General features: G+C 51.6%; 22 protein-coding genes. 16 read left to right on the top strand and 6 right to left on the bottom strand.

All coding sequences use genetic code 11. The features are described 5' to 3' along the window. Positions 1–53: 53 nt before the first annotated feature. From accD to rpnB, 12 genes are all read left to right on the top strand, one after another. Positions 54–968, top strand: coding sequence for an acetyl-CoA carboxylase, carboxyltransferase subunit beta (accD, locus tag ACUU1M_RS06700; RefSeq protein WP_000118391.1), 915 nt, complete (start codon positions 54–56; stop codon positions 966–968). 69 nt (positions 969–1,037) lie between these two features. After that, positions 1,038–2,306, top strand: coding sequence for a bifunctional tetrahydrofolate synthase/dihydrofolate synthase (gene folC, locus ACUU1M_RS06695; RefSeq protein ID WP_000584575.1), 1,269 nt, complete (start codon positions 1,038–1,040; stop codon positions 2,304–2,306). After that, entirely contained in the window at positions 2,296–2,958 is a 663-nt protein-coding gene (gene dedD, locus ACUU1M_RS06690; RefSeq protein WP_000146992.1) for a cell division protein DedD, read from the top strand. Before folC ends, dedD begins: the two co-directional genes overlap by 11 nt. 258 nt (positions 2,959–3,216) lie before the next feature. After that, positions 3,217–3,705 (top strand): colicin V production protein, encoded by a 489-nt coding sequence (gene cvpA / locus ACUU1M_RS06685; protein WP_000262113.1) that lies wholly within the window; start codon positions 3,217–3,219, stop codon positions 3,703–3,705. Between the two features lie 36 nt (positions 3,706–3,741). Then, the gene (gene purF / locus ACUU1M_RS06680; RefSeq protein ID WP_000334217.1) at positions 3,742–5,259 is read left to right on the top strand and encodes an amidophosphoribosyltransferase; all 1,518 of its coding nucleotides are present in this window, start codon (positions 3,742–3,744) and stop codon (positions 5,257–5,259) included. A 94-nt stretch (positions 5,260–5,353) separates the two neighbouring features. Further along, positions 5,354–5,923: a flavin prenyltransferase UbiX gene (ubiX, locus tag ACUU1M_RS06675; RefSeq protein ID WP_000825706.1), complete on the top strand. Its 570-nt coding sequence runs from the start codon at positions 5,354–5,356 to the stop codon at positions 5,921–5,923. A 265-nt stretch (positions 5,924–6,188) separates the two neighbouring features. Beyond that, positions 6,189–6,971, top strand: a complete 783-nt coding sequence (argT, locus tag ACUU1M_RS06670) for a lysine/arginine/ornithine ABC transporter substrate-binding protein ArgT (RefSeq protein WP_449144653.1) — start codon at positions 6,189–6,191, stop codon at positions 6,969–6,971. Positions 6,972–7,191: 220 nt separating this feature from the next. After that, positions 7,192–7,974, top strand: coding sequence for a histidine ABC transporter substrate-binding protein HisJ (gene hisJ, locus ACUU1M_RS06665; RefSeq protein ID WP_000737627.1), 783 nt, complete (start codon positions 7,192–7,194; stop codon positions 7,972–7,974). Between the two features lie 89 nt (positions 7,975–8,063). After that, on the top strand, positions 8,064–8,750 hold the full coding sequence (gene hisQ / locus ACUU1M_RS06660) for a histidine ABC transporter permease HisQ (protein ID WP_000965510.1): 687 nt from the start codon (positions 8,064–8,066) through the stop codon (positions 8,748–8,750). Next, complete coding sequence (locus ACUU1M_RS06655) at positions 8,747–9,463, top strand: ABC transporter permease (protein WP_000569958.1); 717 nt, start codon at positions 8,747–8,749, stop codon at positions 9,461–9,463. The genes hisQ and ACUU1M_RS06655 overlap by 4 nt, the downstream gene beginning before the upstream one ends. A gap of 7 nt (positions 9,464–9,470) precedes the next feature. Next, positions 9,471–10,244, top strand: a complete 774-nt coding sequence (gene hisP, locus ACUU1M_RS06650) for a histidine ABC transporter ATP-binding protein HisP (RefSeq protein ID WP_001293612.1) — start codon at positions 9,471–9,473, stop codon at positions 10,242–10,244. A gap of 196 nt (positions 10,245–10,440) precedes the next feature. Continuing rightward, positions 10,441–11,331, top strand: coding sequence for a recombination-promoting nuclease RpnB (gene rpnB / locus ACUU1M_RS06645; protein ID WP_000156160.1), 891 nt, complete (start codon positions 10,441–10,443; stop codon positions 11,329–11,331). A gap of 47 nt (positions 11,332–11,378) precedes the next feature. On the opposite strand, the gene ACUU1M_RS06640 is transcribed toward rpnB, so the two are convergent. Genes ACUU1M_RS06640 through yfcG form a run of 3 tightly spaced genes read right to left on the bottom strand, consistent with a single transcriptional unit; the run spans position 11,379 to position 13,359 of the window. Then, positions 11,379–12,272, bottom strand: a complete 894-nt coding sequence (locus ACUU1M_RS06640) for a TIGR01777 family oxidoreductase (RefSeq protein WP_001028345.1) — start codon at positions 12,270–12,272, stop codon at positions 11,379–11,381. A gap of 20 nt (positions 12,273–12,292) precedes the next feature. Beyond that, a complete protein-coding gene (gene folX, locus ACUU1M_RS06635) occupies positions 12,293–12,655 on the bottom strand; it encodes a dihydroneopterin triphosphate 2'-epimerase (protein ID WP_000068457.1) in 363 nt (120 codons plus the stop codon). Positions 12,656–12,711: 56 nt separating this feature from the next. Beyond that, positions 12,712–13,359: a GSH-dependent disulfide bond oxidoreductase gene (yfcG, locus tag ACUU1M_RS06630; RefSeq protein WP_000566468.1), complete on the bottom strand. Its 648-nt coding sequence runs from the start codon at positions 13,357–13,359 to the stop codon at positions 12,712–12,714. 135 nt (positions 13,360–13,494) lie between these two features. Here yfcG and yfcF point away from each other — a divergent pair, with 135 nt between their 5' ends. From yfcF to yfcD, 3 genes are read left to right on the top strand one after another with little or no spacing between them, the layout of a single operon-like run. Beyond that, positions 13,495–14,139, top strand: a complete 645-nt coding sequence (yfcF, locus tag ACUU1M_RS06625) for a glutathione transferase (RefSeq protein ID WP_000042440.1) — start codon at positions 13,495–13,497, stop codon at positions 14,137–14,139. 55 nt (positions 14,140–14,194) lie between these two features. Beyond that, a complete protein-coding gene (gene yfcE, locus ACUU1M_RS06620) occupies positions 14,195–14,746 on the top strand; it encodes a phosphodiesterase (protein ID WP_005069953.1) in 552 nt (183 codons plus the stop codon). A 57-nt stretch (positions 14,747–14,803) separates the two neighbouring features. Further along, entirely contained in the window at positions 14,804–15,346 is a 543-nt protein-coding gene (yfcD, locus tag ACUU1M_RS06615; protein WP_000437935.1) for an NUDIX hydrolase YfcD, read from the top strand. Positions 15,347–15,378: 32 nt separating this feature from the next. Here the strand turns inward: yfcD and yfcC are convergent, their stop codons facing one another. The 3 genes from yfcC to ackA form a co-directional block, all read right to left on the bottom strand. Continuing rightward, complete coding sequence (gene yfcC, locus ACUU1M_RS06610) at positions 15,379–16,899, bottom strand: putative basic amino acid antiporter YfcC (RefSeq protein ID WP_001274496.1); 1,521 nt, start codon at positions 16,897–16,899, stop codon at positions 15,379–15,381. A gap of 189 nt (positions 16,900–17,088) precedes the next feature. Then, positions 17,089–19,233 (bottom strand): phosphate acetyltransferase, encoded by a 2,145-nt coding sequence (gene pta / locus ACUU1M_RS06605; RefSeq protein ID WP_000086722.1) that lies wholly within the window; start codon positions 19,231–19,233, stop codon positions 17,089–17,091. Between the two features lie 74 nt (positions 19,234–19,307). Beyond that, on the bottom strand, positions 19,308–20,510 hold the full coding sequence (gene ackA / locus ACUU1M_RS06600; RefSeq protein WP_000095707.1) for an acetate kinase: 1,203 nt from the start codon (positions 20,508–20,510) through the stop codon (positions 19,308–19,310). Positions 20,511–20,847: 337 nt separating this feature from the next. Here ackA and yfbV point away from each other — a divergent pair, with 337 nt between their 5' ends. Continuing rightward, entirely contained in the window at positions 20,848–21,303 is a 456-nt protein-coding gene (gene yfbV / locus ACUU1M_RS06595; protein ID WP_000106622.1) for a terminus macrodomain insulation protein YfbV, read from the top strand. Positions 21,304–21,343: the final 40 nt, after the last annotated feature.

Genomic DNA, 21,343 nt, shown 5'->3' with positions numbered 1-21,343 from the left:
CGTCCCCAAAGATAAAACTGGCATCGAACCAGGTTCAGACAGAAAGGTCCCTAATGAGCTGGATTGAACGAATTAAAAGCAACATTACTCCCACCCGCAAGGCGAGCATTCCTGAAGGGGTGTGGACTAAGTGTGATAGCTGCGGTCAGGTTTTATACCGCGCTGAGCTGGAACGTAATCTTGAGGTCTGTCCGAAGTGTGACCATCACATGCGTATGACAGCGCGTAATCGCCTGCATAGCCTGTTAGATGAAGGAAGCCTTGTGGAGCTGGGTAGCGAGCTTGAGCCGAAAGATGAGCTGAAGTTTCGTGACTCCAAGAAGTATAAAGACCGTCTGGCATCTGCGCAGAAAGAAACCGGCGAAAAAGATGCGCTGGTGGTGATGAAAGGCACTCTGTATGGAATGCCGGTTGTCGCTGCGGCATTCGAGTTCGCCTTTATGGGCGGTTCAATGGGGTCTGTTGTGGGTGCACGTTTCGTGCGTGCCGTTGAGCAGGCGCAGGAAGATAACTGCCCGCTGATCTGCTTCTCCGCCTCTGGTGGCGCACGTATGCAGGAAGCACTGATGTCGCTGATGCAGATGGCGAAAACCTCTGCGGCACTGGCAAAAATGCAGGAGCGCGGCTTGCCGTACATCTCCGTGCTGACCGACCCGACGATGGGCGGTGTTTCTGCAAGTTTCGCCATGCTGGGCGATCTCAACATCGCTGAACCTAAAGCGTTAATCGGCTTTGCCGGTCCGCGTGTTATCGAACAGACCGTTCGCGAAAAACTGCCGCCTAGATTCCAGCGCAGTGAATTCCTGATCGAGAAAGGCGCGATCGACATGATCGTCCGTCGTCCGGAAATGCGCCTGAAACTGGCGAGCATTCTGGCGAAGTTGATGAATCTGCCAGCGCCGAATCCTGAAGCGCCGCGTGAAGGCGTAGTGGTACCCCCGGTACCGGATCAGGAACCTGAGGCCTGATAACTGATAAGGGCAGGGCCACTGGCTCTGCCCTTTTGCTATTCTCACCGTAACGAATCAGCGGATACCATGATTATCAAACGCACTCCTCAAGCCGCGTCGCCTCTGGCTTCGTGGCTTTCTTATCTGGAAAACCTGCACAGTAAAACTATCGATCTCGGCCTTGAGCGCGTGAGCCAGGTCGCGGCGCGTCTTGGCGTCCTGAAACCAGCGCCATTTGTGTTTACCGTTGCGGGTACGAATGGCAAAGGCACCACCTGCCGTACGCTGGAGTCGATTCTGATGGCGGCAGGGTACAAAGTGGGCGTCTACAGTTCGCCTCATCTGGTGCGTTATACCGAGCGCGTACGTGTGCAGGGCCAGGAATTGCCGGAATCGGCCCACACCGCCTCTTTTGCGGAGATTGAATCGGCACGCGGTGATATTTCCCTGACCTATTTCGAGTACGGTACGCTGTCGGCGTTGTGGCTGTTCAAGCAGGCACAACTTGACGTGGTGATTCTGGAAGTAGGGCTGGGCGGTCGTCTGGACGCAACCAATATTGTCGATGCCGATGTCGCGGTAGTAACCAGTATTGCGCTGGATCATACCGACTGGCTGGGTCCAGATCGCGAAAGTATTGGTCGCGAGAAAGCAGGCATCTTCCGCAGCGAAAAACCGGCAATTGTCGGTGAGCCGGAAATGCCTTCTACCATTGCTGATGTGGCGCAGGAAAAAGGTGCACTGTTACAACGTCGGGGCGTTGAGTGGAACTATTCCGTCACCGATCATGACTGGGCGTTTAGCGATGCTCACGGCACGCTGGAAAATCTGCCGTTGCCGCTTGTCCCGCAACCGAATGCCGCAACGGCGCTGGCGGCACTGCGTGCCAGCGGGCTGGAAGTCAGTGAAAATGCCATTCGCGACGGGATTGCCAGCGCAATTTTGCCGGGACGTTTCCAGATTGTGAGCGAGTCGCCACGCGTTATTTTTGATGTCGCGCATAATCCACATGCGGCGGAATATCTCACCGGGCGTATGAAAGCGCTACCGAAAAACGGGCGCGTGCTGGCGGTTATCGGTATGCTACATGATAAAGATATTGCCGGAACTCTGGCCTGGTTGAAAAGCGTGGTTGATGACTGGTATTGTGCGCCACTGGAAGGGCCGCGCGGTGCCACGGCAGAACAACTGCTTGAGCATTTGGGTAACGGCAAATCATTTGATAGCGTTGCGCAGGCATGGGATGCCGCAATGGCGGACGCTAAAGCGGAAGACACCGTGCTGGTGTGTGGTTCTTTCCACACGGTCGCACATGTCATGGAAGTGATTGACGCGAGGAGAAGCGGTGGCAAGTAAGTTTCAGAATCGGTTAGTGGGCACGATCGTGCTGGTGGCGCTGGGGGTGATTGTACTTCCAGGGCTGCTGGACGGGCAGAAAAAACATTATCAGGATGAGTTCGCGGCTATCCCGCTGGTGCCGAAAGCGGGCGATCGTGATGAGCCTGATATGATGCCAGCCGCCACCCAGGCGTTGCCGACGCAGCCGCCGGAAGGCGCAGCGGAAGAGGTGCGGGCAGGTGATGCCGCAGCACCGTCGCTCGATCCGGCCACTATTGCAGCCAATAACACCGAGTTTGAACCGGAACCTGCACCGGTCGCCCCACCGAAGCCGAAACCGGTGGAGCCGCCTAAACCAAAGGTTGAAGCACCACCTGCGCCGAAGCCAGAACCGAAGCCGGTCGTGGAAGAAAAAGCAGCGCCAACGGGTAAAGCCTATGTTGTGCAACTGGGTGCGCTGAAAAATGCCGATAAAGTGAATGAGATTGTCGGTAAGCTGCGCGGTGCCGGTTATCGGGTTTATACGTCGCCATCCACGCCAGTGCAGGGTAAAATTACCCGTATTCTGGTTGGGCCGGATGCCTCGAAAGATAAGCTGAAAGGTTCGCTGGGTGAGTTGAAGCAACTTTCTGGCTTAAGTGGCGTGGTAATGGGCTATACGCCGAATTAATACAGTCTTGCCTGATGCGACGCTGGCGCGTCTTATCAGGCTTGGGCAGTGTTAGAACCGTAGGTCGGATAAGGCGTTTACGCCGCATCCGACACGCATTGCACGATGCCGCAAAGGCATAAAAAGTCGATGGCGTTGAATATTTTTTCAGCGCCATTTTTATTGATGCGCGGGAAGGAAATCCCTACGCAAACGTTTTCTTTTTCTGTTAGAATGCGCCCCGAACAGGATGACAGGGCGTAAAATCGTGGGACACATATGGTCTGGATTGATTACGCCATAATCGCGGTGATTGCTTTTTCCTCTCTGGTTAGCCTGATCCGCGGCTTTGTTCGTGAAGCGTTATCGCTGGTGACATGGGGTTGTGCTTTCTTTGTTGCCAGTCATTACTACACTTACCTGTCAGTCTGGTTTACGGGCTTTGAAGACGAACTGGTTCGAAATGGGATTGCCATCGCGGTACTGTTTATCGCTACCCTGATCGTTGGTGCTATCGTGAACTTCGTGATAGGCCAGTTGGTGGAGAAAACGGGGTTGTCAGGCACCGATCGGGTGCTGGGCGTCTGTTTCGGTGCGTTGCGCGGTGTGTTGATTGTTGCCGCCATTCTCTTCTTTCTCGACTCCTTTACCGGGGTGTCGAAAAGTGAAGACTGGAGCAAATCACAGCTGATCCCGCAATTCAGTTTTATCATCAGATGGTTTTTTGATTATCTGCAAAGCTCGTCAAGTTTCTTGCCCAGAGCGTAAGTGCTCTGAGATGTGGCTTAACGAGGAAAAAGACGTATGTGCGGTATTGTCGGTATCGCCGGTGTTATGCCGGTTAACCAGTCGATTTATGATGCCTTAACGGTGCTTCAGCATCGCGGTCAGGATGCCGCCGGCATCATCACCATAGATGCCAATAACTGCTTCCGTTTGCGTAAAGCGAACGGGCTGGTGAGCGATGTATTTGAAGCTCGCCATATGCAGCGTTTGCAGGGCAATATGGGCATTGGTCATGTGCGTTACCCTACGGCTGGCAGCTCCAGCGCCTCTGAAGCGCAGCCGTTTTACGTTAACTCCCCGTATGGCATTACGCTTGCCCACAACGGCAATCTGACCAACGCTCACGAGTTGCGTAAAAAACTGTTTGAAGAAAAACGCCGCCACATCAACACCACTTCCGACTCGGAAATTCTGCTTAATATCTTCGCCAGCGAGCTGGACAACTTCCGCCACTACCCGCTGGAAGCCGACAATATTTTCGCTGCCATTGCTGCCACAAACCGCTTAATCCGCGGCGCGTATGCCTGTGTGGCGATGATTATCGGCCACGGTATGGTTGCTTTCCGCGATCCAAACGGGATTCGTCCGCTGGTACTGGGAAAACGTGATATTGACGAGAACCGTACAGAATATATGGTCGCTTCCGAAAGCGTAGCGCTCGATACGCTGGGCTTTGATTTCCTGCGTGACGTCGCGCCGGGCGAAGCGATTTACATCACTGAAGAAGGGCAGTTGTTTACCCGTCAATGTGCTGACAATCCGGTCAGCAATCCGTGCCTGTTTGAGTATGTATACTTTGCCCGCCCGGACTCGTTTATCGACAAAATTTCCGTTTACAGCGCGCGTGTGAATATGGGCACTAAACTGGGCGAGAAAATTGCCCGCGAATGGGAAGATCTGGATATCGACGTGGTGATCCCGATCCCAGAAACCTCGTGTGATATCGCGCTGGAAATTGCTCGTATTCTGGGCAAACCGTACCGCCAGGGCTTCGTTAAAAACCGCTATGTTGGCCGCACCTTTATCATGCCGGGCCAGCAGCTGCGTCGTAAGTCCGTGCGCCGTAAACTGAATGCCAACCGCGCCGAGTTCCGCGATAAAAACGTCCTGCTGGTCGACGACTCCATCGTCCGTGGCACCACTTCTGAGCAGATTATCGAGATGGCACGCGAAGCCGGAGCGAAGAAAGTGTACCTCGCTTCTGCGGCACCGGAAATTCGCTTCCCGAACGTTTATGGTATTGATATGCCGAGCGCCATGGAACTGATCGCTCACGGTCGCGAAGTTGATGAAATTCGCCAGATCATCGGTGCTGACGGGTTGATTTTCCAGGATCTGAACGATCTGATCGACGCCGTTCGCGCTGAAAATCCGGATATCCAGCAGTTTGAATGCTCGGTGTTCAACGGCGTCTACGTCACCAAAGATGTTGATCAGGGCTACCTCGATTTCCTCGATACGTTACGTAATGATGACGCCAAAGCAGTGCAACGTCAGAACGAAGTGGAAAATCTCGAAATGCATAACGAAGGATGATGCCTTCGCTGAGGGTGCCGGTCTGGCACCCTGACTTGCAACTCCCGCCGAAATACTGCAAAGTCTGCCTGCAAGTCTGACAGGGCAACTATTTATGAAACGACTCATTGTAGGCATCAGCGGTGCCAGCGGCGCGATTTATGGCGTGCGCTTATTACAGGTTCTGCGCGATGTCACAGATATAGAAACGCATCTGGTGATGAGCCAGGCGGCGCGCCAGACCTTATCCCTCGAAACGGATTTTTCCCTGCGCGAAGTGCAGGCATTAGCTGATGTCACGCTCGATGCGCGCGATATTTCCGCCAGCATCTCTTCCGGTTCTTTCCAGACGCTGGGGATGGTGATTTTACCCTGTTCAATCAAAACCCTTTCCGGCATTGTCCATAGCTATACTGATGGCTTACTGACCCGTGCGGCAGATGTGGTGCTGAAAGAGCGTCGCCCGTTGGTGCTCTGCGTGCGTGAAACACCATTGCACTTAGGCCATCTGCGTTTAATGACTCAGGCGGCAGAAATCGGTGCGGTGATTATGCCTCCCGTTCCGGCGTTTTATCATCGCCCGCAATCCCTTGATGATGTGATAAATCAGACGGTTAATCGTGTTCTTGACCAGTTTGCAATAACCCTTCCTGAAGATCTCTTTGCCCGCTGGCAGGGCGCATAACTCCGCTGTTGCCCTGTTTCAGGGCAATTTTGCAACCGCGATCAAATCCTCGACATTTTGTTTCTGCCATTCAATCGAAACGCTGCGATTCAACCGCTATACCTGCTATCTTCAACTTCAGGACAATAATGCAACGTCTTATTAACATATTTAACGTTGAATGTTACTGTTGTCGTCAAGATGGCATAAGACCTGCATGAAAGAGCCTGCAAACACACAACACAATACACAACATAAAAAAGCCATTTTCACTTGAGGGTTATGTATGAAGAAGTCGATTCTCGCTCTGTCTTTATTAGTCGGTCTCTCCGCAGCGGCTTCCAGCTATGCGGCGCTACCGGAGACGGTACGTATCGGAACCGATACCACCTATGCGCCGTTCTCGTCGAAAGATGCTAAAGGTGATTTTGTTGGCTTTGATATCGATCTCGGTAACGAGATGTGCAAACGGATGCAGGTGAAATGTACCTGGGTTGCCAGTGACTTTGACGCGCTGATCCCCTCACTGAAAGCGAAAAAAATCGACGCTATTATTTCGTCGCTTTCCATTACCGATAAACGTCAGCAGGAGATTGCCTTCTCCGACAAGCTGTACGCCGCAGATTCTCGTTTGATTGCTGCCAAAGGTTCACCGATTCAGCCAACGCTGGATTCACTGAAAGGTAAACATGTTGGTGTGCTGCAGGGATCAACCCAGGAAGCTTACGCTAACGAGACCTGGCGTAGTAAAGGCGTGGATGTGGTGGCCTATGCCAACCAGGATTTGGTCTATTTCGATCTGGCTGCAGGACGTCTGGATGCTGCGTTACAAGATGAAGTTGCTGCCAGCGAAGGATTCCTCAAGCAACCTGCTGGTAAAGATTTCGCCTTTGCTGGCTCATCAGTAAAAGACAAAAAATACTTCGGTGATGGCACCGGTGTAGGGCTACGTAAAGATGATGCTGAACTGACGGCTGCCTTCAATAAGGCGCTTGGCGAGCTGCGTCAGGACGGCACCTACGACAAGATGGCGAAAAAGTATTTCGACTTTAATGTCTACGGTGACTGATACGTCGCTGGGAAGCTGTACCTGATGGAATGATCATCATGGTGCACGCCAGGTTTGTTGCACTATCGTGGTGCATTGAAATGCATACTTAAGCATTTTTAATGAAAAATAATACATCTAACGGGGCGGGATATTTTGCCTTGATGGTCAATTTTATGGCACGATAAGTGTAACAAACCTGTAAATATTCCCTATAAAAAGACTGTCAGTTGAGGACATTATGAAAAAACTGGTGCTATCGCTCTCTCTGGTTCTGGCCTTCTCCAGCGCAACTGCGGCACTTGCTGCAATTCCGCAAAACATCCGCATCGGTACCGACCCGACCTATGCGCCATTTGAATCAAAAAATTCACAAGGCGAACTGGTTGGTTTCGATATCGAGCTGGCGAAGGAGTTGTGCAAGCGCATCAATACGCAATGTACGTTTGTCGAAAACCCGCTGGATGCGTTAATCCCGTCCTTAAAAGCGAAGAAGATTGACGCCATCATGTCATCGCTTTCCATTACGGAAAAACGTCAGCAAGAAATTGCCTTCACCGACAAACTGTACGCTGCCGATTCTCGTCTGGTGGTGGCGAAAAATTCTGACATTCAGCCGACAGTCGAGTCGCTGAAAGGCAAACGGGTAGGCGTATTGCAGGGCACCACCCAGGAGACGTTCGGTAATGAACACTGGGCACCAAAAGGCATTGAAATCGTCTCGTATCAGGGGCAGGACAACATTTATTCTGACCTGACTGCCGGACGTATTGATGCCGCGTTCCAGGATGAGGTCGCTGCCAGCGAAGGTTTCCTCAAACAACCCGTCGGTAAAGATTACAAATTCGGTGGTCCGTCTGTTAAAGATGAAAAACTGTTTGGCGTAGGGACCGGCATGGGCCTGCGTAAAGAAGATAACGAACTGCGCGAGGCACTGAACAAAGCCTTTGCCGAAATGTGCGCTGACGGTACTTACGAGAAATTAGCGAAAAAGTACTTTGATTTTGATGTTTATGGTGGTTAATCGCCATCGGTGAAAGAAAGCCCGCTCCCTTCGGGTAACCGGAGGGAGACAAGAGGCGGTAATTCACCACACACGACAGGACAGGCAGCATGTTGTATGGGTTTTCAGGTGTTATTTTACAGGGTGCGCTCGTCACGCTGGAGCTGGCTATCAGCTCTGTAGTGCTCGCTGTAATCATCGGTTTAATTGGCGCTGGCGGTAAGCTCTCGCAAAATCGGCTTTCGGGGCTGATTTTCGAAGGGTACACCACGCTGATTCGAGGCGTGCCGGACTTGGTGTTGATGCTGCTGATTTTCTATGGTTTGCAGATTGCGCTAAACATGGTGACGGAGGCGATGGGCGTCGGGCAGATTGATATCGATCCGATGGTCGCTGGTATTATCACTCTCGGTTTTATCTACGGTGCTTATTTTACCGAAACGTTCCGTGGCGCGTTTATGGCAGTGCCGAAAGGGCATATAGAGGCGGCGACGGCGTTCGGTTTTACTCGCGGGCAAGTGTTTCGGCGGATCATGTTTCCGGCGATGATGCGTTACGCCCTGCCAGGCATTGGCAACAACTGGCAGGTGATCCTCAAATCTACCGCACTGGTTTCGTTACTCGGCCTGGAAGATGTGGTCAAAGCCACGCAGCTGGCAGGCAAAAGTACCTGGGAACCGTTCTATTTCGCCATCGTCTGTGGCGTGATTTACCTGGTTTTCACCACCGTTTCCAATGGTGTGCTGCTGTTCCTTGAGCGCCGCTACTCCGTGGGTGTGAAGAGGGCTGACCTGTGATCGAAATCTTACATGAATACTGGAAACCGCTGCTGTGGACCGACGGTTATCGCTTTACTGGTGTGGCGATCACTCTGTGGCTGCTTATTTTGTCGGTAGTGATAGGCGGAGTCCTGGCGCTGTTTCTGGCGATTGGTCGTGTCTCCAGTAATAAATACATCCAGTTTCCAATCTGGTTATTTACCTATATTTTTCGCGGTACGCCGCTGTATGTTCAGTTGCTGGTGTTCTATTCCGGCATGTACACGCTTGAGATTGTTAAGGGAACCGAATTCCTTAACGCTTTCTTCCGCAGTGGCCTGAACTGTACCGTGCTGGCGCTGACGCTTAACACCTGCGCTTACACTACCGAGATTTTTGCTGGGGCAATCCGTTCGGTTCCGCATGGGGAAATTGAAGCCGCCAGAGCCTATGGCTTCTCGACCTTTAAAATGTATCGCTGCATTATTTTGCCTTCTGCGCTGCGTATTGCGTTACCGGCATACAGCAACGAAGTGATCCTGATGCTGCACTCTACTGCGCTGGCGTTTACGGCCACTGTGCCGGATCTGCTGAAAATAGCCCGCGATATTAACGCCGCCACGTATCAACCTTTTACCGCCTTCGGCATTGCCGCGGTGCTCTATTTAATCATCTCTTATGTCCTGATCAGCCTCTTTCGCAGAGCGGAAAAACGCTGGTTGCAGCATGTGAAACCTTCTTCAACGCACTGAGAATACGATGTCCGAGAATAAATTAAACGTTATCGATTTGCACAAACGCTATGGCGAACACGAAGTGCTGAAAGGGGTCTCACTGCAAGCGAATGCCGGAGATGTAATAAGCATCATCGGATCGTCGGGATCGGGGAAAAGTACCTTTCTGCGCTGCATTAACTTCCTCGAAAAACCGAGTGAAGGATCGATCGTGGTCAATGGCCAGACGATCAATCTGGTGCGCGACAAAGACGGTCAACTCAAAGTCGCCGATAAAAATCAACTGCGCTTACTGCGCACACGCCTGACGATGGTATTCCAGCACTTCAATCTCTGGAGCCATATGACGGTGTTGGAAAACGTCATGGAAGCGCCGATTCAGGTGTTGGGCCTGAGCAAGCAGGAAGCGCGCGAGCGGGCGGTGAAGTATCTGGCGAAAGTCGGGATAGACGAACGTGCGCAGGGGAAATATCCGGTGCATCTTTCCGGCGGTCAGCAACAGCGTGTTTCTATCGCGCGGGCGCTGGCGATGGAACCAGAAGTTTTACTGTTTGATGAACCTACCTCGGCGCTCGATCCTGAACTGGTAGGCGAAGTGTTACGTATTATGCAGCAACTGGCAGAAGAGGGGAAAACCATGGTGGTAGTGACTCACGAAATGGGCTTTGCTCGCCATGTTTCTACTCACGTCATTTTCCTCCATCAGGGGAAAATAGAAGAAGAGGGCGCGCCGGAGCAGTTATTTGGCAACCCGCAAAGCCCTCGTCTGCAACAGTTCCTTAAGGGATCGCTGAAATAATTTCCTCTCCGGTGGCTAACGCTGCCGGAGTATTTTCAAGGGGAATTTGCGAGTCAGCTTCCGCTGAAATGTAAAAGTTGCAGTCCGCTAAAAATACTTCTGAATTCGCTGTCCAAAGATAAAAACTGCCTGCTGCATTGGGTGTTAATCGTGGTTATTGTCGCGTCATCTTAAATTTGAGGGGTGACGGAACGCCATGACAATATCGACAACTTCCACGCCGCATGATGCGGTATTTAAATCTTTTTTACGCCATCCAGACACCGCGCGGAATTTTATTGATATTCATCTTCCCGCGCCGCTGCGCAAACTGTGTGATTTAACGACGCTTAAACTAGAACCAAACAGTTTTATTGATGAAGACCTGCGGCAATATTATTCCGACCTCTTGTGGTCTGTGAAAACGCAGGAGGGAGTGGGTTATATTTATGTAGTGATAGAGCACCAAAGTAAGCCGGAAGAATTAATGGCTTTTCGCATGATGCGTTATTCCATTGCGGCAATGCAAAACCATCTTGATGCGGGCTATAAAGAGCTTCCATTGGTGATCCCGATGCTGTTTTATCATGGTTGCAGAAGTCCTTATCCTTATTCACTCTGCTGGCTTGATGAATTTGCCGAGCCTGCTATAGCCCGCAAAATATATTCATCAGCGTTTCCGTTGGTGGATATTACCGTGGTGCCGGATGACGAGATTATGCAACACCGCAAAATGGCGCTGTTGGAGTTAATTCAGAAACATATTCGTCAGCGCGATCTGTTGGGATTAGTCGACCAAATTGTTTCGCTGCTAGTTACAGGGAACACTAATGACAGACAGCTAAAAGCCCTGTTTAATTACGTATTACAAACAGGGGATGCCCAGCGTTTCCGTGCATTTATTGGTGAGATAACAGAACGCGCACCACAAGAAAAGGAGAAACTGATGACCATTGCTGACAGATTACGTGAAGAAGGCGCAATGCAGGGCAAACACGAAGAAGCCCTGCGTATTGCTCAGGAGATGCTGGATAGAGGTTTAGACAGAGAGTTAGTTATGATGGTGACCCGACTTTCACCAGACGATCTTATCGCGCAAAGCCACTAATCCTGTAACACAGGGAGTTAACTGGCGGATGTTTGCTGTAAACCACATCAGCGAACGACATCCGCCAGCGCCTCTTCTAAATCGTACCAGCGAAACGCAAAACCCGCTTCTTCCAGCCGTTTAGGCAGCGCGCGTTGTCCACCTAATACCAGTACTGAAGATTCGCCCATTAACAGCCGAATGGCGGTTGTGGGGACGCGCAAAATAGCCGGGCGATGCAGCGCATGACCGAGCGCATGGGCAAATTGTTCATTGCGTACCGGGTAGGGCGAAACCATATTAAATGGCCCGCGCAGCTCGTTATCCAGCAGCCAGAGAATGCCGTTGACCATATCATCAATATGAATCCAGGCCAGATACTGCCGACCGGAACCAATCGGCCCGCCCAGGCCAAGACGAAACGGTGGCAGCATTTTACCGAGAATACCGCCGTCCGGTGCCAGTACCACGCCGGTTCGCAGCAGGCACACTCGCGTTTTGTCACTTTGCGCCCGGCAGGCAATCTCTTCCCAGCGGGCGCAGAGTTTATGAGTAAATTCGTTATGCGGCGGTTCCTCTTCGGTAACCACCACTTCACCTAAGTCGCCATAATAGCCCGTTGCCGAGCCGGAAATGAGTACCGACGGCGGCGTGTCGCTGGCATTAATCAAATCGACCAGTTTTTGCGTGATATTCCAGCGGCTTTGGCAGAGACGCTCTTTTTGCTTGTGAGTCCAGCGTTTATCAGCAATCGGTTCTCCGGCCAGGTTGATTACCGCATCAACGCCGTTGAGGTTGCTTTGATCGGCAAGCCCTTGCCATAGTGTCACCCGAGGGCCGAGAACGGAACTGGCTTTCTGCGGGTTACGCGTCACTACCGTAATTTGATGGCCCAGCTCCAGCAAACGCGGAATCAAATGGCGACCAATTAATCCCGTCCCTCCGGTGATCACTATGTTCATGCAGCCTCCCGATATGGCGATTAACGCTGCCAGCTTAAGGTCATGGATACCGAATCGGCGTAGCGCAGCGCGTGCAGTTTATCGATCTCCACTTCAGCATACGTCACCCAGTGATGTTCACGTGCGATATCGAGCACATCCTGAGTTAATTTTTCCAGCAAAGAGAAACGGTTATTCTCTACATGCTGAATAATGTTTTTCGTTACGGTGCGATAATTCAGCGCATCGTTGATATCTTCGCTAGTGCGCGCTTTATCGGCGGGGTAGTGGATCGTCACATTGATAACAATATCCTGACGGTTGTTAATTTCTTCTTCCTTAATTCCGATAAACGTACGCAAACGAAGGTTCTTTATACGAATAATAGCGGCAGGTTGTGCCATTGCAGGTTCTCCGTTGTTTTACTTAGGATGAAATAATACACGAGAACCTGTTTCTGTTAACTATCCGAACGCTCATCACCGAGTTGTGCTTTTAGCAGTGCCTGCCCGGTGGCAGGGCGCGAACGGATCCGCTCATGCCAGTTCTTGACTGCCGGATACATTGCGAGGTCAATTCGCAGGCGAGTCCAGGCATTAACCCACGGCCAGCAGGCAATATCCGCAATGCTGTAGTTCTCGCCTCCCAGCCAGGGCGAGTTTTCCAGCCGTTTGTTTAGTACATGGTAAAGACGCTGAGTTTCAACCTGATAACGTTCAATAGCGTAAGGAATGGTTTGGGGGGCTGCGTGATTAAAATGATGATTTTGCCCAAGCATCGGCCCCAGTCCGCCTACCTGCCGGAATAACCACTGTAATGTGGCGGCGCGCTCACGCGTTTCATGACTCAAAAAGAGTCCTGTTTTCTCAGCCAGATACAACAAAATGGCACCAGACTCAAAGAGGCTTAACGGTTCGCCGCCATCGGCAGGAGAATGATCAACAATTGCCGGAATTTTGTTGTTGGGCGAAATGCGCAAAAATTCCGGACGAAACTGACCGCCTTTCCCCAGGTCTACCTTAATCAAGCGATAATCAAGCTCTGCTTCTTCGAGAAACAGCGTAATTTTGTGACCATTGGGTGTCGGGGCGAAATAGAGATCGATCATTGCAGCTCCGGTTGTTTAATCATCTGAACACCACAAGTATAGAAAGCGCGGCGACTTACGTGAGTATTCGTCACGTGACAGTGACAAAAAGGCTCTATAGTTTGATAGCCAGCCCCCTTTATTGCCGAGGACATAATGAGTAAACCCGCTATCACGCTTTGGTCAGATGCCCACTTTTTCTCCCCTTATGTGTTATCCGCCTGGGTGGCGTTGCAGGAAAAAGGCCTGTCGTTTCATATCAAGACCATCGACCTCGACAGCGGTGAACATTTGCAGCCGACGTGGCAAGGTTACGGTCAGACACGCCGTGTGCCGTTATTACAAATCGATGATTTTGAGTTGAGTGAATCTTCTGCCATTGCGGAGTATCTGGAAGATCGATTTGCGCCACCGACCTGGGAACGTATTTATCCGCTTGATTTAGAAAATCGTGCGCGTGCACGACAGATTCAGGCCTGGCTGCGCAGCGATCTGATGCCCATCCGCGAAGAGCGTCCGACGGATGTTGTCTTTGCGGGGGCGAAAAAAGCGCCACTAACGGCCGAGGGAAAAGCCAGTGCAGAGAAACTGTTCGCGATGGCAGAACATTTGTTAGCACTGGGTCAGCCGAATTTATTTGGTGAATGGTGCATTGCTGATACTGATCTGGCGCTAATGATTAACCGCCTGGTACTACATGGCGATGAGGTGCCAGAACGCCTGGTGGATTATGCGACATTCCAGTGGCAGCGAGCGTCTGTCCAGCGTTTTATTGCACTTTCGGCGAAGCAATCTGGCTGATAGCAACGACAGAATCCAGTATCATAGCTTACGTTTTTTCGACGAGGAGTGAGTGATGAAACTGATGTTTGCATCGGACATTCATGGGTCGTTACCGGCGACGGAACGTGTTGTGGAGTTGTTTGTCCAAAGCGGTGCCCAGTGGCTGGTGATCCTTGGCGACGTGTTGAATCACGGCCCGCGTAATGCTTTACCGGAGGGTTACGCGCCAGCCAAAGTCGCTGAACGGCTTAATGAAGTGGCACATAAGGTTATCGCTGTGCGTGGCAACTGCGACAGCGAAGTGGATCAAATGATGCTGCATTTCCCGATAACCGCGCCGTGGCAACAGGTATTACTGGAAAAACAACGTCTGTTTTTGACGCATGGTCATCTTTTTGGCCCGGAAAATCTACCTGCTTTAAACCAGAACGATGTGCTGGTGTACGGTCATACCCATCTGCCAGTGGCAGAACAGCGGGGGGAGATTTTCCACTTCAACCCCGGCTCGGTGAGTATTCCGAAAGGCGGTAATCCGGCGAGTTATGGCATGCTGGATAATGACGTACTTAGTGTAATCGCACTCAATGATCAAAGTATCATTGCGCAGGTCGCGATTAATCCGTAATTTACCCACAACTCAAAATGCGCCGTAAGAGCGCCAGAAAAAGAAGGTTTCCTGATAATGGAACAGCGTCGTTTGGCAAGTACTGAATGGGTGGATATTGTCAATGAAGAGAACGAAGTCATTGCACAAGCCAGCCGGGAACAAATGCGGGCACAGTGTCTGCGTCATCGTGCAACTTACATTGTCGTGCATGATGGCATGGGCAAAATTCTGGTCCAGCGTCGTACCGAGACAAAAGACTTTTTACCCGGCATGTTAGATGCGACCGCAGGCGGTGTAGTTCAGGCCGATGAGCAACTGCTGGAATCCGCGCGTCGCGAAGCGGAAGAAGAGTTGGGCATTGCCGGTGTCCCCTTTGCCGAGCACGGGCAGTTCTATTTCGAAGATAAAAATTGCCGTGTCTGGGGCGCGTTGTTCAGTTGCGTCTCTCACGGTCCCTTCGCCCTACAGGAAGATGAAGTCAGTGAAGTTTGCTGGCTGACGCCGGAAGAAATCACCGCACGCTGCGATGAGTTCACTCCAGACTCGCTGAAAGCGCTGGCGTTGTGGATGAAGCGCAATGCCAAAAATGAAGCCGTAGAGACTGAAACGGCAGAATGAAAAAAGAGCCGCAATTGCGGCTCTTAACATTTTTAGTGGTAGCCCATCAACTGAGCGCCGATCACTACGACGCTGGACATAATAAACAGCAGTCCAAGCAGGGTCGCGCCCACCTTCAGCCAGTTACGGAAGTCCACCCGGCACACACCGAGCGTTGCCATTAACGAAGCTGAGGTTGGGTAAATGATGTGGCTGAAGCCATCACCAAACTGGAACGCCAGCACGGTAACCTGACGGTTAACACCGACCAGATCGCCAAGCGGTGCCAGTAACGGCATAGTTAATGCCGCCTGACCAGAACCGGACGTCACGAAGAAATTAAATACAGCCTGGAAGAGCAACATAAACCAGGCCGCGACCGCGTTGTCCAGACCGCTAATGGCATTGGCAATGCTGTTGAGGATAGTATTTAACACGCTGGCATTACCTGCTTCACCATTACCAACCAGCAGCAAAATCCCTTTGGCGAAACCCACCAGCAGGGCAGGGGCGATCATCATTCGCGCCCCTTCGGTAAAGGATGAAGCCATGGTATTAACCGTCATGCCGTTAAGGCGGAAAACAACGCCGATGATGCCAATCACCAGACCCATGGTGAAGAACTGGCTGGCAATTTCTGGAATAAACCAGGCATTAACGATCACGCCCCAAATCACCCAGACCATTACGGCTGTCAGGACAATCAATACCAGCCAGTCACCAAAGGTAAACGGACGTTGTTCAACATCCGCCTGCTTTTCACGAAAGAAGCGGTCGGACTCATGCACGCGTGACAGAAGAGGATTCTTTTTCACTCGTGAGGCGTACACCATGGTAAAGATCAGGCCAATCAGAGTGGCGATAACCCACACCACGATGCGCAACCCGGAGCCAGAAAGCACCGGAACGCCGGCAATCCCCTGAGCAACAACCACACAAAACGGGTTCATCCACGAACTGGCAAAACCGATTTGCGTGGCAATATAAGTCACCAGGACGGTGGTAATACTGTCATAGCCCAGCCGGACCATTAGCGGTGCGATGATAATGGCAAAGGCGACGGCCTCTTCTCCCATACCAAATACCGCGCCGCCAAGTGAAAACAGAATAAACAGCGCAGGAATAAAGAGAATTTCATTCCCGCGGGTATGGCGAATAAGCGCCAGGATACCGTTATCAATGGTTCCTGTACGCATCACAATGCCAAACGCGCCGCCAATCACCAGCATAAACATGATGATGCCAACGGCTGTCCCGTATTTCGATCCTGAGGTTAACCCTTCAAACGGGAAGTTCATCAGGCCCGGGCGTTCATCGCCCGTCGTGAACAGCTGTACGCGGTGATACTCAGGTTCGCCTGCTTCGTTAGTCAGAATGCGAAATGAGTGTGGATCTACGACTTTGCGTGTTTTTGTTTGACCATCAACCTGATACTGCACTTCCTGACTGTCAAACATCCCCACCGGAACTACCCAGGTGGCAAGACTGGTTAAAATAGCAACAAAAAAGATAATCACCAACGTATCGGGCATTGCCCATCTTCTTGTTGGTTTGGATTCAGTGATTGCGGACATAGCGCAAATATTCCCTTGCACAAAACAAAGTGGTAAGTATGCAAAGTGAGATGGCGCAATTCATTGATGCAGCGCAGTTAAGCAAGATAATCAGAAAGGATTAATGCAAATTAAGAGAATAAAAAACCGGAAATAGTGATTATTTCCGGTTCAGATATCCGCAGAGCAAAGCTGTGGATGATGACGAGATTACTGCTGCTGTGCAGACTGAATCGCAGTCAGCGCGATGGTGTAGACGATATCGTCAACCAGTGCGCCACGGGACAGGTCGTTAACCGGTTTGCGCATACCCTGCAGCATCGGCCCGATGGAGATCAGGTCGGCAGAACGCTGTACCGCTTTGTAGGTGGTGTTACCGGTGTTCAGATCCGGGAAGATGAACACGGTAGCGCGACCTGCAACCGGAGAGTTCGGCGCTTTGGATTTCGCAACGTCAGCCATTACCGCAGCGTCGTACTGCAGCGGACCGTCGATCATCAGGTCAGGACGTTTTTCCTGCGCCAGACGAGTTGCTTCGCGAACTTTTTCTACGTCGCTACCTGCACCAGAAGTACCGGTGGAGTAGGAGAGCATAGCAACGCGCGGTTCGATACCGAAGGCCGCAGCGGAATCAGCGGACTGAATCGCGATTTCTGCCAGCTGTTCAGCGGTCGGATCCGGGTTGATCGCACAGTCACCGTAAACGTAAACCTGTTCCGGCAGCAGCATGAAGAACACGGAAGATACCAGGGAGCTGCCCGGTGCAGTTTTGATCAGCTGCAGCGGCGGACGGATGGTGTTTGCGGTAGTGTGAACAGCACCGGAAACCAGACCATCAACTTCATCCTGTTCCAGCATCAGCGTACCGAGCACCACGTTGTCTTCCAGCTGTTCGCGGGCAACGGTTTCGGTCATGCCTTTGTTCTTACGCAGCTCGACCAGACGACCAACATAGCTTTCGCGAACCACTTCTGGATCAACGATTTCAATGCCTGCACCTAGTTCTACACCCTGAGACGCTGCAACACGGTTGATCTCTGCCGGATTACCCAGCAGTACGCAAGTTGCGATACCACGTTCAGCACAGATAGCGGCTGCTTTAACGGTACGCGGTTCGTCACCTTCCGGCAGAACGATACGTTTGCCCGCTTTGCGCGCCAGTTCAGTCAGCTGATAACGGAACGCTGGCGGAGACAGACGACGGCTGCGCTCAGAAGTGGCAGTCAGAGATTCGATCCAGTCAGCGTTGATGTAGTTAGCAACGTATTCCTGAACTTTCTCGATACGTTCGTGATCGTCAACCGGAACTTCCAGGTTGAAGCTCTGCAGGCTCAGAGAGGTCTGCCAGGTGTTGGTGTTCACCATAAATACCGGCAGGCCGGTAGCGAAAGCACGTTCGCACAGTTTAGAAATGCGCGCGTCCATTTCGTAGCCGCCAGTCAGCAGCAGGGCACCGATTTCTACGCCGTTCATGGCTGCCAGGCAAGCGGCCACCAGCACGTCAGGACGGTCTGCGGAAGTCACCAGCAGAGAACCGGCACGGAAGTGCTCCAGCATGTGCGGAATGCTGCGTGCGCAGAAAGTGACGGATTTAACGCGGCGAGTATTGATGTCGCCTTCGTTGATGATGGTCGCATTCAGGTGGCGAGCCATATCGATCGCACGAGTCGCGATCAGGTCAAAGCTCCACGGCACAGCGCCGAGAACCGGCAGCGGGCTGGATTCTTGCAGCTTCGCCGGATCAACATTGTTTACTTTAGCTTTGGAAGAGTCGTCGAAAATCTCGGACAGATCCGGGCGAGTACGACCCTGTTCATCAACCGGTGCGTTCAGTTTGTTAACGATAACGCCGGTGATGTTGGTGTTTTTGGCACCACCGAAGCTGTTGCGGGTCAGTTCGATACGCTCTTTCAGCTGTTCCGGGGTGTCAGTGCCCTGAGACATAACGAAGACGATTTCCGCATTCAGCGTTTTAGCGATTTCGTAGTTCAGAGACTGGGCAAACTGGTGCTTACGTGTCGGGACCAGACCTTCAACCAGAACGACTTCAGCGTCTTTGGTGTTAGCGTGGTAGTTTGCGACGATCTCTTCCATCAGCACATCTTTCTGATTGCTGGAAAGCAGACCTTCAACGTAGCTCATTTTCAGCGGTTCAGCGGCCGTCGTGGTGGAAGAGTTCGCACGCACGATAGTCGTAGTCTGATCGGGCGCATCGCCACCGGTACGCGGCTGAGCGATAGGTTTGAAAACGCTCAGACGAACGCCTTTGCGTTCCATTGCACGGATCACGCCAAGGCTGACGCTGGTCAGACCGACGCTGGTTCCGGTAGGGATCAGCATAATAATACGGGACACGGTTTATCCTCTTTCGTTACCGCCGATTTGGCGGGTTACAAAACAGCACCGCCAGCTGAGCTGGCGGTGTGAAATCAGGCAGTCAGGCGGCTCGCGTCTTGCGCGATAACCAGTTCTTCGTTGGTTGGGATAACCACCGCAGGACGGGTACCTTCTTTGTTGATGAAACCAGATTTGCCGAAACGTGCAGCCAGGTTGCGTTCATGATCAACTTCAAAGCCCAGCACGCCCAGTTTGCCCAGAGACAGTTCACGAACCATCGCGGCATTTTCACCGATACCACCAGTGAATACAACAGCGTCCAGACGACCATCCATCAGCGCAGTGTAGGCACCGATGTATTTCGCCAGGCGGTGGCAGTAAACGTCCATTGCGCGCTTCGCGTCTTCTTTCGTCGCGTAGTTGTCTTCAACATAGCGGCAGTCGCTGGTCACTTCGGTCAGACCCAGCAGGCCAGACTCTTTGGTCAGCAGTTTGTTGATTGCGTCAACGCTCATGCCCAGGGTGTCGTGCAGATGGAAGATGATCGCCGGATCGATATCACCAGAACGGGTACCCATGACCAGACCTTCCAGCGGGGTCAGACCCATAGAGGTGTCAACGCATTTACCGTTGCGGATAGCAGAAACGGAACCACCGTTGCCCAGGTGGCAGGTGATGATGTTCAGTTCTTCTACCGGTTTGTTCAGCATTTTTGCCGCTTCCTGGGTTACATAGAAGTGGCTGGTGCCGTGCGCGCCGTAACGACGGATGCCGTGCTCTTTGTACAGGTTGTACGGCAGGGCGTAGAGGTAAGACTCTTCCGGCATAGTCTGGTGGAACGCGGTGTCAAATACAGCAACGTTTTTGTCTTTCAGCTGTGGGAAAGATTTCAGAGCTTCTTCGATACCGATCAGGTGAGCCGGGTTGTGCAGCGGTGCAAAAGAAGCTGCATCTTTGATACCCTGAATAACAGACTCATCGATCACTACGGAGCTGGTATACTTTTCGCCGCCGTGTACGATACGGTGACCGATAGCAGTCAGCTGCGCAGACAGTTCTGGTTTTTGTGCCAGAATAGTATTAACGATAAAGTTGAGCGCTTCGCTGTGAGCGGCGCCTGCACCTAAAGCCGCTTCCTGTTTATTGCCGTCCATTTTCCATTTGATACGTGCTTCGGGCAGGTGGAAACATTCGGCTAAACCAGAAAGGTACTCTTCACCATTTACTGCATCGATGATGGCAAATTTCAGTGAAGAACTACCGCAGTTCAGAACCAGTACTAACTTACTCGACATGGAAGTACCTATAATTGATACGTGGCTAAAAAAACGTCAGGGAGCCATAGAGCGTAGCGCATGATGACACCGACATTTATGATTAACATCATGCACTGCAAATTTTTTTTGCATGATGGAAGAAATATCTTGAGTCTATGCCATTTTGCGTAATTTTCAGCCAATGGCATAATGTATATGAATTTGACGACTCAATGAATATGTACTACTTAGGCCTTCAGGCTGCTAAAGGATACCTGATAGTGGGTATGGAAGACAAAATGTTTTGAACGTTGTCCCGCTGAGTTGTGAATTTGCACAAATTTTTGAATCTTTATATGTGAAGTTGAGGTGAAGCATGTCAACGCCGGATAATCGTTCTGTTAATTTTTTTAGCTTGTTTCGCCGCGGACAGCATTACTCAAAGACGTGGCCACTGGAAAAACGCCTTGCCCCGGTCTTTGTCGAAAATCGCGTTATCAAGATGACGCGTTATGCGATCCGTTTTATGCCGCCGATCGCCGTATTTACTCTCTGCTGGCAGATTGCCCTGGGCGGTCTGCTTGGGCCGGCAGTTGCCACTGCACTGTTCGCCTTAAGTTTACCCATGCAGGGATTGTGGTGGCTGGGCAAGCGTTCTGTAACGCCATTACCCCCTGCAATCCTTAACTGGTTTTATGAAGTTCGCGGTAAATTGCAGGAGTCTGGACAGGTGTTGGCACCCGTTGAAGGCAAGCCTGATTACCAGGCATTAGCTGACACGCTTAAGCGCGCCTTCAAACAACTGGATAAAACTTTCCTTGATGATTTGTAATTGACCCCTGATTACGCATATAAAAGAAGGCATACTCAGC

The organism is Shigella sp. SIG6 (assembly GCF_053555815.1).
The sequence above is the reverse complement of the archived record's forward strand: the minus strand, read 5'-3'. Positions and strand labels throughout refer to the sequence as shown.